Consider the following 14,031-nt stretch of genomic DNA (forward strand, 5'->3'; position numbering starts at 1 on the left):
TTGTTAATTGTGAACTGCGAATTGAAAAGAAAGGTAGGAAAATATATGTCAGGACTATTTGATACATTTAACGTTGCTAAAAGAGGGTTAAATGTACAACAAAGTGCAATAAATACAACATCACACAATATAGCTAATGCAGATACAGTAGGATATTCAAGACAAAGGGCAGTAGCAGAAACAACAAAACCTTTTGGAGGTATGTCAAGATTTGATACATCAAGTGCTGGCCAAGTAGGAACAGGTGCTGAAATAACTACTATACAAAGAATTAGAGATTCATTTATAGATTATCAAGTAAGAAGTGAAACAGGTACATCTGGATATTATACTACAACTAGTAAGACTTTATCACAAGTTGAAGACGTTTTTGGAGAACCATCAGATACAGGGATACAAGAACTTATAAGTCAATTTTACAGTGCATTTCAAGAAGTATCAAAAAGCCCAGATAAATCAGATGTAAAAACAGTAGCAATTCAAAAAGCATCATCACTTGCAGATGCAATAAATTATACTTATAATCAATTGGAAAAAGCTTGTCAAGATACCCAAGATGTACTAAAGACTAATGTTACAGATGTTAATAGTTATTTAGATCAAATAAATGAATTAAATAAACAAATAAGAGGCGTATCAGCAGTAGGACAAGCACCAAATGATTTAATGGATAAAAGAGATAATCTTTTAGATCAATTGAGTTCTAAATTTGGGATAAAAATTGATAAAGATAACTTTGAAACAATAAATCTTTCATCAACAGAATATCCAGATTCATCTTTAGTTAACGCTAATCCTAATGATACGGATTATTCTAGACTTTCATATGTTAAAAGTACAAAAGCTAATGCTGATGGTACTGTTGATGTAGAATATTATCCTTTAGGAAATGAAAATTCTGCAACTAAAACATTTAAAATAGCTGCAGATACAACGGCTACTGATCAAAAAGAAGCTGCTAATAAATTAGCTGATAGTCTAATGCAAAATAGAATTCTAATAGGAGACAAAGATGGAGTAGTAGGGACAACTACATCAACAACAGATGCAAAAGGCACAATAACAACTGTTACAACTCCATTTACAACACCTTCACCTTCAGACGTAAATAAGGCCATATTCCAAACTTATAAATATGATGGAAACACGAATAGTGTAGATAATAACCATATAAAAGGAGAAATAGCTAGTAATCAATCAGTACAAGCAAAAATACAAGGATATATGAATAATTTGGATAGACTTGCAGCAGGATTAGCTTATTCTGTTAATGCAATTCAAGTAGGAAGTTTAGATACGGCTAATCCAGATTTAGCAAGTAGCAGCCTCGTGTTTGTTACTTATGATGATATTAATAAAAAGAATAAAACTACAGATGATGGAATTACTGCTAAGAATATAAGAATTAATGGTGATTTAGTAACAGATCCAACAAAGCTAAATTGTAATACAACATCGACAAGTGGAGAAGGAGACGGGGCTAGAGCTAATGCAATTGCTAATCTTAATATATTAAAAATAAATTTAAGTGAAAGCGATGGATTAGACTTAAGTGGAATGACTAGAGAAACTTTTCTAAATAAAGTAGGCATATCAGGATTCTCAGATACTAATTGCTTGAATTTAAATGCTGGAACAGAAGGCTCAACAGTAGATTCTTATTATAAAACTATAATAAATAATCTTGCAGTAGCTAATCAAGAAGCTACTAGAATATCGAGTAATCAAGAGACTATATTAGCAAATTTAGAGGATCAAAAATCAGCAGTTTCTGGAGTATCACTAGATGAAGAAATGACAAACTTAATACAATTTCAACATGCATATCAAGCAAATGCAAAAATGATATCAACAATAGATGAACTATTAGACGTAGTAATAAACGGATTGAAGAGGTAGGAGGAATAATCATGACTGGTAGAATAACAAGTAATATGCTAAGCTCAAATTATTTAAGAAACATGCAAAGTAATTTAACCAATATGCAGACATTGCAAAATCAATTAGCTTCAGGAAAAGTGATACAAAAAGCCTCTGATAATCCTTATACAGCATCAAGAAGTATGCAATTGAATGCAGAAATTTCATCGAACAAGCAATATAATGAAAATATAAAGGATGTATCAAATTTGCTGGACACCACTGACACTGCATTATCACAAATAGGAAATGTTTTCGGAAGAATAGAAACTTTACTTGTGAATGCTGGAAATGGAGCTTATGGAGATGATGAAAGAACTTCAATTCAAGACGAAGTTAAGGAAAAAATTAATGAGTTATCTCAGATTTTAAATACTAGCTTTGATGGATCTTATATATTTGGAGGAACAAAGACTGGCTCAAAACCAACTACGGTTGTGGATGGAGTTTTACAATATGCTGATAAAGCTGGCAAGTCTATGACTGCATATAAGAAGGAAGATGGAACAGTTACAAGTTCTGTTAATATAACAAATGCTACATATGTATTAGATGCAGCTGATATAACAACACTTCAAACTGAATTGGATAATACTATAACACCACCAAGTAGTGAGAGAAAGACTGAACTTAATGCATTGATATCAGCTGGGGTAACGTCATCTGCATATAAGAAGGAAGATGGAACAATTACATCTTCGTCTACAACCGCCAATAAAGAAATATCTTTAAATATGATAGATGTTAAAGCGCTTCAAACTGAATTAAACACAGCAGTTGAACCGAGAAAAACTGAAATCAATGGTCTGCTAGAAATCTCAATACCTATAGCTCAAATAAATTCAGACTTAAAAGTTGATATTTCTGAAGGCGTTAAAACTGATTATAATAAAACAGCAATTGATGTATTGGAATTCACAGATAAAAGTGGAAAAAATATAAATGTTTCAGAGCTATTAAAAAATATTATAACTGATTTAGGATCCGGTGGAACTACCAACAATTTAACTACTACTCACTTGGCAGACATACAATCTGTAACGGCTAATTTATTGCAACAAAGATCAGAAGTTGGATCTTTACAAAATAGAATGGATTCAGCACAAGAAAACAACGAAACTCAAAATTATAATATGACAGATATATTATCTAAGACAGAAGATATAGACTTTGCAGAAACGACTATGCAATATTCAATGATGCAAACAGTATATACAGCAGCACTTCAAACTAGTGCAAAAATATTACCAATGACCATATTAAGTTACTTATAATTAGGAGATGATAAAGATGAAATTTATTTCTAAAGTTCATGGTGAAATGCAATATGAAGAAAATAATATAATCACTTTTAATAAAGGTATTCCAGGATTCAATGGATTAAAAAAATTTATTCTTTTAGATTTACAAGAATATGAACCTTTTAAACTACTACAATCCTTAGAAAATGATGAAATTTCCTTAATAATAACATCACCATATGAATTTTTTGATGAATATGAAGTTAAATTAAGTGAAGAAACCATTAAAAATTTAAAAATAGGTTCTCCAGAGCAAGTAATGATATTAACTACAGTAACATTGAATTCAGATGTAAAAAAAATCACTACTAACCTACAAGGACCTATGGTTATAAATACTTCTAATAATTTTGGGGTAACTAACAGTTACAAATAAGTTATAACTTAGAAAATTGTTGACAGCCTCCCATATTCGTAAAGAGTATGGAGTGTTGGTTTGATATAACCATCCAAAATCCTTTGAATTGCTGGAAACTCGTAAAGGCACATTGACTAAAACGTAAGTATGAAATAAGGCTAAGCGTGAATGTTACGAAAGTAGAAAAAACGAATGTGTATAGCATAAGGTTAAATCCTAAGTGCATTAATAATCGACAATCAGCAGGTAAGACTCGAAATAGAGTAAACTTCAACGACTATCCTGTAATGGGAGTACACTCAAGTGGGTGGAAGTGGAGGACTGCCTAGAAATAGGTGGATGATATAGTCTACGCTTATATGAAAGTATAAGAAGTTCATAAGTTTGCAGAGCTTTGAGAACTGCATAGGATTAACGAACCTATGTGAATACGCATAGAATTTGTAAAAGCTATAAATATATAAAATATACTATAAATTACGAGATCTACTTACAAAATTTTTGTATGTGTCACCTCAAAAGCAAATTATGTTTTTATTGTACAATTAAAGCTAAATTTTAATAAGTTGATATCATTTGGTTATAATAAAGACATAGAGAAGAGGTGATAAAAAATGATAAAGTCAGTAAAAATAAGATTAAAACCTTCTAAAGAACAAGAAATATTAATGTTTAAATCATGTGGTATAGCTAGATTTACTTATAATTGGGGATTAAACAGATGGAATGAGTTATATAAGCAAGGGCTAAGACCATCTAAATATGTAATTAAAAAGGAATTTAATAATACCATTAAAAAAGGTGAAGATTTTAAATGGTTAAATGAAGTAAGTGCTAAAGTTACAGCGCAAGCATTTGTAGACTTAGATCAATCATTTAAAAATTTCTTTAAGAAAATAGGTAAACATCCCAAATTTAAAATTAAGAGAAAATCAAAAAAATCATTTTATGTTAGATATAATACTATTAAATTTAAAGATGGAAAAGTTAATTTAGAAAAGATAGGAAAAATTGAGTATAAAACCAATTATGATATTCCTGATTTATCTAAATACAACAATCCTAGATGCAATTTTGATGGTAAGTACTGGTACCTAACATTTGGATTTGAACACAACGAAAACCAAGTTGAGTTAAATAAAGATTTGTCTATAGGTATAGACTTGGGAGTTAAAGATTTAGCAATATTAAATTGTTTAGATAAACCTATTAAAAACATTAATAAATCGGTTAAAGTTAGAAAGTTAAAGAAAAGACTTAAAAGATTACAAAGACAAGTAAGTAGAAAATATGAAGCGAATAAAAATGGAAATAAGTTTATAAAGACTAATAATATAATTAAATTAGAAAAAGATATTAAACTTATTTACAGAAAACTATCAAACATAAGAAATAATCACATTCATCAATCTACGAGCAAAGTAATAAAATTAAAACCACATAGAGTGGTTATGGAAGATTTAAATGTTAGTGGTATGATGAAAAATAGACATTTATCTAAAGCAATAGCACAGCAATGTTTTTATGAATTCATTAGACAAATGAAATATAAATGTCGGTTTAGTGGAATTGAATTTATTCAAGTTGATAGATTTTATCCATCATCGAAAATATGTAGTTCATGTGGTAATGTGAAAACAGAATTAAAGCTTAAAGATAGAATTTATATCTGTTATGAATGTGGCTTGGAAATTGATAGAGATAAGAACGCTTCAATTAATCTCGGAAGATATAAGTTAGCATAAATTAAAATTTCGAGAATTATGTTAACATGTAGGGTGCGTTGTACCCGAATTTAAGCCCTTGGAAAAGTAGAGACGTAAAGCTTTGCTTTTAAGTTAATCACTTGATGGTTTACTTAGAACCATATCAAACTAAATTAGATTACTTAGGTAATTGAAATGGGGTTCTGTGAATAGGGAATGTTATTTAGCAATGAATAACAAAAGTAGAATTTATATATGTAGACTTTTATGAGTTTTATGCAACGGAACAAATAGTATTAGATAATTCTAAATATAAAGTTAAAAGTCCTTTAATGGAGGTATAAAATGCTTATTATAACTAGAAAAAAAGGTGAATCTCTTATGATCGGGGATGATATAGAGATTATTATAAGTAAAATAGATGATGGAAGTGTCAAAATAGGAATAAAAGCTCCAAGAGATGTTCAAATATTAAGAAAAGAATTATATGAAGAAGTAGAGCAAGAAAATAAAGAAGCAACTAAAATTGATATTAGTATGCTTGGTAATATAAAGAAAAGATAGATATTAAGATTTAAGTATAATAAAACATGGAGGTAGAATAAACATGGATGTTAATAATATAGGACAAAACGCAATTAATATAAATGCGTATAACTTAAATTCTGCTGTATCCCAACATACAAATAATAGTGGTGAGGTGTCAATTCCACAAGTTCAACAGGTTGAAACTCAATCATCAACAGAAAATCAATGTAAAAATGAAGAATATAGCAAAAAAGATATAGATAATGCATTGAATAAATTAAATAACTTTTTAAAAGATGATAAAACTCATGCAGAATATACTTATAATGAAGAAATGAAAACAATGATGGTAAAAGTAATAGATGAAAATACTAAGGAAGTTATATTAGAAATTCCACCGAAAAAGATTTTAGATATGGTAGCTAGTATGTTGAGGCAAGTAGGTTTATTAGATGAAAAAGCTTAATTTAGTGTAAAATCCAAAGGAGGCAACTATAGTTGGAATTTAAATTAAATAAGATTGATACTGATATTAGAAAAAAGATGCATGAAGAAATAAAAGATGATAAAGTTCATTCAGGAAAAAGTATAAATATAAAGAAAGATATAAAAGATGAAAAACATGAAGAAATAAAACGCTTTAATGAAGAAGAAAATGAAAAAAGATATATTACAATAGATGGAATAAGAGACAATGGAAAAAATATAAGTATAAAAGTAGAAAGATTAGAAGAAATAAATTATGAAAATTCAAAAGGTAGGATTTTGGACAAGAAAAAGTAGGAGGATTTACAAATGAATTCTAATGGATATAATGTTTATAAAAATAATTCTGTAAATTATGCATCAAAGGAACAATTGTTACTGATGCTAGTTGAAGGTGCAGTTAAGTTTAGTAAAATAGGTAGACAAGCAATATTAGATAATGATGTAAAAAAAGCGCATGATTCGTTAATAAGAACACAAGATATATTTTCAGAACTTATGGTAAGCTTAGACTCAAAACAAGGTGAATGGGCAGAACAATTATTTAGGGTATATGCTTTTATTAAAGAAAAGTTAATTGAGGCTAATATGAGTAAGAGTATAGAGATTATGGATGAAATCATTCCTCTTATTGAAGATATAAATGAAACTTGGAAAGAAGCTTATAAGAGATCAAAGAAATAAAAGCTGAAAGGAGTGATAAAAATGTCAACAATACAAAGAATAACAGGAACCAATTCGGGCTTAGATGTAGATGCTTTAGTTAAAGCATCACTGACAACTTACCAAAATAAAATTGATAAAGAAAATCAGAATAAGAAAGTTTTAGAATATCAACAAGAACAATATAAGCAAATTATGAGTGATGCAACTGGCTTTTATAATAAATATTTTGATGTTTTAAAAACTGGAAATTTAATGTCGACAAACACCTATGAATCAGTAAGCTTTAAATCTGGAGACGAGGCAAAAGTAACTGCAAAAGGATTTGCTGGAGCTAATGTTAGTGATTATAAAGTTACAACGACTAAAATAGCAAGTAAAGCAACACATACATTTGATAAAAGTAGTTTAAATATTACTAATCAAAATATGTATGTTAAAGTTGGCAGTAAATCAGTTTCAGTTAAAATTGCCAATACTGGGGATTTTGAAGCAGATATGGCTACAACAGCCAATAATCTTAACATACAATTAAATAAAGAGGGAATTGATGTTTCGGCTAAATACAGTCAATTTTCTAAGGGGATAGTTTTAGAATCAGGAACAATGGGTGAAAGCGTAAGTTTTGAAGCTGGAATAGGTAGTAGTCCGACATATACAGAATATAAAGGAACAAATGCTAAAGGAGTAATAACTAAAGGTAATGGTAACGAAAAATATGAGTTTAATCAAGCATCTAATGTATTAATGCTTGATAATGTACAGTTTAGCTTTAAAGCGCTAGGTACAGATGTTTCATTAACAGGAACAACTAATGTTACTGATTTAAAAGACAAGATTGTAAAATTTGTTGAGGATTATAACACATTATTAAAAAGTATAAATACAAAAATCTATGAAACTAGAGATAAAGATTATATGCCTTTAACAGATGCTCAAAAGGAAGCAATGACAGAAGACCAAATTACTGCTTGGGAAACAAAAGCAAAAACAGGATTACTTAGAAAAGATAGTAACCTTGAAAGAATAACTAGTGCTATGAAAAGTGCTATGTCATCTGTTATGTCAGGATCAGGTTTATACTTGGAGAATATAGGAATAAATCCTGTTAAAGACTATACAGATAAAAATGGAACATTTACTATAGATGAGGATAAATTAACAAAAGCATTAGAAGAGAATGCGGGAAATGTAAAAGATTTATTTACAAGATCTGCAAGTACAACAGATAAAGGTGGAGTACTTACTCAACTTGCAGCAACTTTAAAAAGTGAATTTAAATCAAGTTCTTCAGTATTAGCCAAAAAAGTTGGGTTAGATGGGACAAGTACTCAATATAACAATACATTAACTGCTAGTATATATAAGAAAAAATCATTAATATCAGAGTTAAATACTGCATTTACTAACAAAGAAACTGCATTATACAATAAATACTCAGCTTTAGAAACAGCTATGCAAACATTAAATTCTCAACAAGCATCATTAACTAGTATGCTTGGAACAAATTAGAAAAAATCTAATTTAATAAAGAGGTTATAATTTATGAACTTACGTGAATATTTAGAAGAATATAGAGCTTTAACTTTAGACTTAATGGATGAGATTCAAAAAGATGGGCAAATAAGTTCTTTACTTGAAGAAAGAGAAGCTATTATTAAGTCAATTAACAGTCTTAATTTTGATAAAGAAGAAATTAAGAACATTGGAAATTCATTAAATTTAGTTAAACTAGAGGCGGAGCTACAACTTTCATATAAAAAGGAAAAAGTTAAAATTAAGAAGCAAATGGAAAATATAAAAAAAGCTAGACAAGTTAATAAAAATTATAATACTGCAGAAAATACAGCTAGGGTATTTAATAAAACTATTTAAAATTAAACTGAAAATACTATAAAGTATTAGAATTTATCAACGAAAGTATAAGTATAAGATTTAAATATTTATTACTTATTAATATAATAAATAAAACTTAAAAAATTAAAATAAATACTAAAGTAATAATTAATTAAATCGAATATATAAATATAAAGCTTATAAGCTATTAACTCTTAAGAGTTGGTAAAGTTTTAATACATTTAAAACTTTAGTTTAAGAATCAATACTAGAAAAATTGACGGCAGAAGGTTGCCTAACTGTTGAAAGTCAACATGGTGTTGAAAAGGCAATAAAAGCCTTGATATCATTGGATGATGAAATTTAACAAGAAAGCAACATAACTTCAACAAGGACAAGTTGAAAAGCAACATTTCAACAAACAAGTTAGTAAACTCACAGAGTTTAACTATAAATACAGTGGAACAAGGATGTCCACTTTAAAAATCAAGGAGGAATATATTATGATAATTAATCACAATTTACCAGGGGCTAATGCAATTAGCAGAATGAATGCTAACTCAGCATCTGCAAGTAGTTCAATGCAAAAACTTTCTTCAGGTTTAAGAATAAACAAGGCTGGAGACGATGCAGCAGGTCTTGCTATATCAGAAAAAATGAGAGGTCAAATCAGAGGTTTAGACCAAGCTTCAGCTAATGCTCAAGATGGTATATCAATGATTCAAACAGCTGAAGGTGCATTAAGCGAAACTCACAGCATACTTCAAAGAATGAGAGAACTTGCAGTCCAATCATCAAATGACACTAACGTAGCTGTTGACCGTAGCGAAATTCAAAAGGAAATGGATGAATTAGCTAAGGAAGTAACAAGAATATCTAATAATACTGAGTTCAATACTCAAAAGCTTATAAATGGTGGAATAAAGACTGATGGAATAAATTCAGCAAAATTCCATGTTGGAGCAAATGCTAACCAAGATATTACTTTATCTATCAATGCAATGGATGCTAAGTCTTTAGGAGTGTCAAGAGATGTGACTACAGCTACTGGTACTACTGCAGGTGATGTAAACACTGCAACATTTGAAAGCACTGTAGGAGCTAAAATAGTTAATGCTGCTGAATTAACATTCCAATATAATGCAGCTGGTGCTGGAACAGCAACAGCAGCAACAGCAACAGCAGGCTCATTAACGGCTTCGACTACTGATGTTTCAACTTTATCAGGTACAGCACAGCTATCCATAACAATTGACGGTACAGCATACGATATAGGTGATGCTGCATTAAAAGCAGCAGCAGGTGCTGGTAAAACAGATACAGATTTAACAGGAGCTATTAACACTGCAATTGGTACAAGTGGTACTGCATCAATTGTTGGGGGTAAGATTCAAATTGTTTCTGCAACTTCTGGAACTTCATCTAATGTATCCATAGGATTCGGTACTAGTGTTGCTGGAGATAAAGCATTACTTACTACAGCCTTTGGTTTTGCAGGTACAGAAACTGCAACAGGTTTAGCTGCAGTACCAACTTCAGCAAATGTAACAGTTAGTGATGGAACAACATCTCAAGCTGTTGATATTACAGATGCAACTGCAACAACTTTCAAGGTTACTTCAGGAAATTATCAAGGCGTAACTATTACAATGGATGCAACTAAGACTCTTGCGGACCTTGATAGTACGAATGATAAAGTAACAGTAGCTGCTACAACTAAAGCTGCTACAGCTACTACATTTGCAGATAATGAAAAGACTGCAGATGCAGTAACTGAAGCTGGAATTGACGTATCAACTCAAACAGCTGCAAGTTCATCAATTACAACAATTCAAACAGCTATTGAAACAGTATCTGCTGAAAGAAGTAAACTAGGTGCTTACCAAAACAGATTAGAACACACAATAGCTAACTTAGGAACTTCAAGTGAAAACTTAACATCAGCTGAATCAAGAATCAGAGACGTTGATATGGCAAAAGAAATGTCAACATTCTCAAAGAACAATATTCTTGCTCAAGCTGCTCAAGCAATGTTGGCTCAAGCAAATACTCAACCTCAACAAGTGTTACAACTTCTAAGATAGAGTATTTGAGGGTCTCTTAAAGAGTAATCTTTAAGCACACATTGGGTGAATTGCTGGAACTTCCTTAAGCCGTTTCTCTACAGCGGAGTTTGAAAAGACAAACGTGAGAGATTGAAAAGCAAACGGATTGGATAATCAGCAGCCAAGCTCCTGTACTGAAAAGTTGGAGACGGTTCAACGACTAGAGTATACCGCCTAAAGCAATAGCCATGGTGATGAAACTCGTAGGGATGAGGTTTCCCGAAGTGCCCAACCCCTAATAACTAGGGTGAAGATATAGTCTGGCAATGATTGAAAGGTCATTGATGAAACGCAAGCAAACCAACAACCTCAACAAGTTCTTCAATTATTAAGATAATTGATAAACTTATAAAAATAATATTAAGGAGTCAGGGTGAAAGCTCTGGCTCTTTTGTTAAATATGTAGTATAAAAAATAGATTAAGGGCGGATATATATGTCTATAAATGATAAAATAATAGTTAATAAGGATAGCTTAGAGAAAATTGAGATAAAATTAAGAGGACTTAAAGTCATGGTTCAAGATAAAGAAATTCAATCATTAGTTAGTGATATACTGGAATTGTTAAATGGCGAGTTAAAGTCAATAGATATTTCATTAGAAGATATAATATATAATAAAATGAAGGAAACTAAGCATTCAAATCCAGATTTACATTTTAAACTATATATGTTGTATCGTAAATTATCAGATGGGAAAATGGATGAAGATGAAGCGCTGAAAGCTTATAAAGCATACATTAGTATATAAAAGTAAGTATGACTTTAGAGCGTGTGAAAATATTAAAAGGGAGGTCATAAAATGGATATAGCAATGCTATCAATGATAATGAGTGAATCGAAGGCACAAACAGGGGCTGGTATAGCAATGGCGAAGATGGCTATGGATACAAATAAGGAAACTGGTATACAGATGACAGAAATGATGAAGAATGTTGTAGTAGACCCTAATTTAGGGAATCACATAGATGTTAGTGCCTAATGCAGATGGATGAAAGAGAAGAACTAAAGCAAGAATTAGAACAGGAGATTAAGTGGATAAAGTACAGACAAAAGATGTTGGATATTATGGAGAATAAATTACTACAAATGAGACAGTTAGCAGAGCAAGTTAAGCAAGGCAATTTCACAGCAGGAGAAATAGAAGTAATAAACGTTAGACTAAATAATCTAGCAGCACAGGTTAAAGCGCTAGATGGAGAAAGCAGAAGAATAGAAGATGGAAAAATATTAGAATGAGCATCAGTGGCAGGAATAATAGCTACTGGTGCTCATTTGCTTGTGCTGCATATTTCTATTTCGTAGTGAAAAGAGAGCACAAGTTTCGCCGTACTAGCCCTCAAAAATTGAAGTAGTCATGAAAGCGAGCTAAAAATTGTAGTTAAAAAACACTTATGTAAGCCTAAAATAGTGATATTGTTAGCACTGTAGAAATTAGCATGAAGATAGTTTCGGTATTGGTTACAATATAAATATCTATTGAAGTATAAGGACTAACAGAAAATCAGCCGCAAAATATTCACTGCATAATCTAAATAATGCAGTGAACTGTAAGAAGCCTAAGATGGAGTCAATCTGTCTTAAAATATTTGATGAATTTATAAATGTAACATTAAGGAGCCAGCATTGATATGCAACCTGCTATTTGGTGCTTTATGTCGAAGGAGAAAATACTTTGATATTTTAAGTGGTCATATTACTGAATCTAAAAACAAATATTGGAGGGATAACTATGGATATAGCAGCATTATTAATGATAATGAGTCAATTAAGGATAAGAACCTGCTGGCATAGCGGTAATTAAGATGGCTATGAATACTGGTAAAGAAAATGCTACACAAATGACAGAAGTGATAAAGAATTTTGCAGTAGATCGTAATCTAGGAAATCACTTAGATGTAAGTGTATAGAATAGATGGGTGAAAGAGAAAAACTAAAGCAAAAATTAAAATGAGAACTTCAATGAGTAAGGTATAGAATAAGAATGTTAGATATCATTGAAGAAAAGCTAATGCAAATGAGAATTATGGAAGAAATAGACAAATGGGGAAATCTTAGTGTGGATGAAGTTGAGTCTATAAATGCAGAAATAAGTAATTTAGCAGAACAGGTTAGAGCATTAGATGAAGAAAGAGCAGAAAATTTGAGTTTCTATCTTGAATTTTCTGCTTTTTTCATTCTACGTAATTTATCTACCACACCCAAATAAGATCGATTAAGAGTTTCGGCAATTTGTTTAGTTGACATTCCATTTTCCTTTGCTTTTAAAATAAATAATTCATTTTCTTTACTATAAGAATTATCAACAATACTTTCAGTCCAAGAATTAATATTTATATAACCAAGTTCTTTAAGACTAAATCTTTTTTCTTCAAATCTTCTTTGTAAATCAATTTTGTATATCATACAGGCAACCTCAGATACATAAGGTTTTACAATATTTATAAAATTAATTACATCAACTTTCTTATTTATTTCAAGGATAGTTCTTTTGCATCTTTTCTATATTTAAGCTTTGTTTTAACACCATTAATGTAAAATTTATTGTATAGCTCAGTAAAAAATATATTACTATGCGAAGATAGTTTTGCATATTTAAAACTTGTATTTAAACTAAAGTCCAATCCAGATAGTTTTTGACATTTCCATAATCTATATGGTATTTGTGCATCACAGCCATGCTCTCTATAGTAAGTATTTTTACTTTTGCCATATATTGTAAGACTTACATCTCCTAAAAGGCTTCCTACAATAATATTTTGTTCTATTTCTGTAGCGTTATATATTTTATTTATATATTCATTTATTTCTTAAACCTCGTATTTCAGATTAAATAATTATATTTATTAGTATGCTTAATTTAGTGTAGGAATAAACAACATTATTAAGGGGATATTTGAGAATCTTCACTATGCAACTTACAATATAGTGGTGCTTGTTTTGTTGTATGGGTGTCTGATTATCTTTATGTTTAAATAAACTTAAAGATGATAGAATACATATATGGTAGAGGAAAAAAGAAAATGATTTTTGCTATGGAAAAGGAATTTGGTATAACAGTCCTTGGAATATAGCTTCAGATTTTGATATAAACATGGGTTTTTCAATAGAAGAAATAGATACAATGCT

At 30.2% G+C, this 14,031-nt stretch carries 16 protein-coding genes and 2 pseudogenes; 16 read left to right on the top strand and 2 right to left on the bottom strand.

The genetic code is table 11. The features are described 5' to 3' along the window. Window positions 1-45: 45 nt before the first annotated feature. The 16 genes and pseudogenes from DIC82_07765 (at window position 46) to DIC82_07840 (ending at window position 13,033) form a co-directional block, all read left to right on the top strand. Entirely contained in the window at window positions 46-1,899 is a 1,854-nt protein-coding gene (locus tag DIC82_07765) for a flagellar hook-associated protein FlgK (protein ID AWK50922.1), read from the top strand. A gap of 11 nt (window positions 1,900-1,910) precedes the next feature. Then, window positions 1,911-3,194, top strand: coding sequence for a flagellar hook-associated protein 3 (gene flgL / locus DIC82_07770; protein ID AWK50923.1), 1,284 nt, complete (start codon window positions 1,911-1,913; stop codon window positions 3,192-3,194). A gap of 16 nt (window positions 3,195-3,210) precedes the next feature. Then, window positions 3,211-3,597 (top strand): flagellar assembly protein FliW, encoded by a 387-nt coding sequence (locus DIC82_07775; GenBank protein AWK50924.1) that lies wholly within the window; start codon window positions 3,211-3,213, stop codon window positions 3,595-3,597. 596 nt (window positions 3,598-4,193) lie between these two features. Next, the gene (locus DIC82_07780; GenBank protein AWK50925.1) at window positions 4,194-5,324 is read left to right on the top strand and encodes a transposase; all 1,131 of its coding nucleotides are present in this window, start codon (window positions 4,194-4,196) and stop codon (window positions 5,322-5,324) included. A gap of 306 nt (window positions 5,325-5,630) precedes the next feature. Then, window positions 5,631-5,849 (top strand): carbon storage regulator, encoded by a 219-nt coding sequence (gene csrA / locus DIC82_07785; GenBank protein ID AWK50926.1) that lies wholly within the window; start codon window positions 5,631-5,633, stop codon window positions 5,847-5,849. Between the two features lie 43 nt (window positions 5,850-5,892). Then, window positions 5,893-6,279 (top strand): flagellar biosynthesis protein FlaG, encoded by a 387-nt coding sequence (locus DIC82_07790; GenBank protein AWK50927.1) that lies wholly within the window; start codon window positions 5,893-5,895, stop codon window positions 6,277-6,279. Between the two features lie 32 nt (window positions 6,280-6,311). After that, complete coding sequence (locus tag DIC82_07795) at window positions 6,312-6,596, top strand: hypothetical protein (GenBank protein ID AWK50928.1); 285 nt, start codon at window positions 6,312-6,314, stop codon at window positions 6,594-6,596. 12 nt (window positions 6,597-6,608) lie between these two features. Then, window positions 6,609-6,983 (top strand): flagellar export chaperone FliS, encoded by a 375-nt coding sequence (fliS, locus tag DIC82_07800; protein AWK50929.1) that lies wholly within the window; start codon window positions 6,609-6,611, stop codon window positions 6,981-6,983. Window positions 6,984-7,004: 21 nt separating this feature from the next. Then, window positions 7,005-8,474: a flagellar hook-associated protein gene (locus tag DIC82_07805; protein AWK50930.1), complete on the top strand. Its 1,470-nt coding sequence runs from the start codon at window positions 7,005-7,007 to the stop codon at window positions 8,472-8,474. 33 nt (window positions 8,475-8,507) lie between these two features. Then, the gene (locus DIC82_07810; protein AWK50931.1) at window positions 8,508-8,837 is read left to right on the top strand and encodes a hypothetical protein; all 330 of its coding nucleotides are present in this window, start codon (window positions 8,508-8,510) and stop codon (window positions 8,835-8,837) included. A 464-nt stretch (window positions 8,838-9,301) separates the two neighbouring features. Beyond that, window positions 9,302-10,882 (top strand): flagellin, encoded by a 1,581-nt coding sequence (locus DIC82_07815; protein AWK50932.1) that lies wholly within the window; start codon window positions 9,302-9,304, stop codon window positions 10,880-10,882. A gap of 456 nt (window positions 10,883-11,338) precedes the next feature. After that, window positions 11,339-11,653, top strand: a complete 315-nt coding sequence (locus DIC82_07820) for a hypothetical protein (protein ID AWK50933.1) — start codon at window positions 11,339-11,341, stop codon at window positions 11,651-11,653. Between the two features lie 51 nt (window positions 11,654-11,704). After that, a complete protein-coding gene (locus tag DIC82_07825) occupies window positions 11,705-11,884 on the top strand; it encodes a putative motility protein (GenBank protein AWK50934.1) in 180 nt (59 codons plus the stop codon). A gap of 5 nt (window positions 11,885-11,889) precedes the next feature. Next, the gene (locus DIC82_07830; GenBank protein AWK53047.1) at window positions 11,890-12,141 is read left to right on the top strand and encodes a hypothetical protein; all 252 of its coding nucleotides are present in this window, start codon (window positions 11,890-11,892) and stop codon (window positions 12,139-12,141) included. Window positions 12,142-12,634: 493 nt separating this feature from the next. Continuing rightward, a pseudogene (locus tag DIC82_07835) lies at window positions 12,635-12,812 on the top strand (putative motility protein). A gap of 5 nt (window positions 12,813-12,817) precedes the next feature. Beyond that, window positions 12,818-13,033: pseudogene (locus tag DIC82_07840) on the top strand (hypothetical protein). 20 nt (window positions 13,034-13,053) lie between these two features. Here DIC82_07840 and DIC82_07845 read toward each other — a convergent pair. Beyond that, complete coding sequence (locus DIC82_07845; protein ID AWK50935.1) at window positions 13,054-13,308, bottom strand: hypothetical protein; 255 nt, start codon at window positions 13,306-13,308, stop codon at window positions 13,054-13,056. A 65-nt stretch (window positions 13,309-13,373) separates the two neighbouring features. After that, window positions 13,374-13,709, bottom strand: a complete 336-nt coding sequence (locus DIC82_07850) for a hypothetical protein (protein AWK50936.1) — start codon at window positions 13,707-13,709, stop codon at window positions 13,374-13,376. Window positions 13,710-14,031: the final 322 nt, after the last annotated feature.

The organism is Clostridium beijerinckii, from assembly GCA_003129525.1.
In the GTDB taxonomy this organism is placed as follows: Bacteria; Bacillota; Clostridia; order Clostridiales; family Clostridiaceae; genus Clostridium; species Clostridium beijerinckii_D.

What these genes read in the sequence shown, in the direction of transcription:
- DIC82_07765 (AWK50922.1), top strand. Translation starts at nt 46, where the DNA reads ATGTCAGGACTATTTGATACATTTAACGTTGCTAAAAGAGGGTTAAAT.
- flgL (AWK50923.1), top strand. Translation starts at nt 1,911, where the DNA reads ATGACTGGTAGAATAACAAGTAATATGCTAAGCTCAAATTATTTAAGA.
- DIC82_07775 (AWK50924.1), top strand. Translation starts at nt 3,211, where the DNA reads ATGAAATTTATTTCTAAAGTTCATGGTGAAATGCAATATGAAGAAAAT.
- DIC82_07780 (AWK50925.1), top strand. Translation starts at nt 4,194, where the DNA reads ATGATAAAGTCAGTAAAAATAAGATTAAAACCTTCTAAAGAACAAGAA.
- csrA (AWK50926.1), top strand. Translation starts at nt 5,631, where the DNA reads ATGCTTATTATAACTAGAAAAAAAGGTGAATCTCTTATGATCGGGGAT.
- DIC82_07790 (AWK50927.1), top strand. Translation starts at nt 5,893, where the DNA reads ATGGATGTTAATAATATAGGACAAAACGCAATTAATATAAATGCGTAT.
- fliS (AWK50929.1), top strand. Translation starts at nt 6,609, where the DNA reads ATGAATTCTAATGGATATAATGTTTATAAAAATAATTCTGTAAATTAT.
- DIC82_07805 (AWK50930.1), top strand. Translation starts at nt 7,005, where the DNA reads ATGTCAACAATACAAAGAATAACAGGAACCAATTCGGGCTTAGATGTA.
- DIC82_07810 (AWK50931.1), top strand. Translation starts at nt 8,508, where the DNA reads ATGAACTTACGTGAATATTTAGAAGAATATAGAGCTTTAACTTTAGAC.
- DIC82_07815 (AWK50932.1), top strand. Translation starts at nt 9,302, where the DNA reads ATGATAATTAATCACAATTTACCAGGGGCTAATGCAATTAGCAGAATG.
- DIC82_07820 (AWK50933.1), top strand. Translation starts at nt 11,339, where the DNA reads ATGTCTATAAATGATAAAATAATAGTTAATAAGGATAGCTTAGAGAAA.
- DIC82_07825 (AWK50934.1), top strand. Translation starts at nt 11,705, where the DNA reads ATGGATATAGCAATGCTATCAATGATAATGAGTGAATCGAAGGCACAA.
- DIC82_07830 (AWK53047.1), top strand. Translation starts at nt 11,890, where the DNA reads ATGGATGAAAGAGAAGAACTAAAGCAAGAATTAGAACAGGAGATTAAG.
- DIC82_07845 (AWK50935.1), bottom strand. Translation starts at nt 13,308, where the DNA reads ATGATATACAAAATTGATTTACAAAGAAGATTTGAAGAAAAAAGATTT.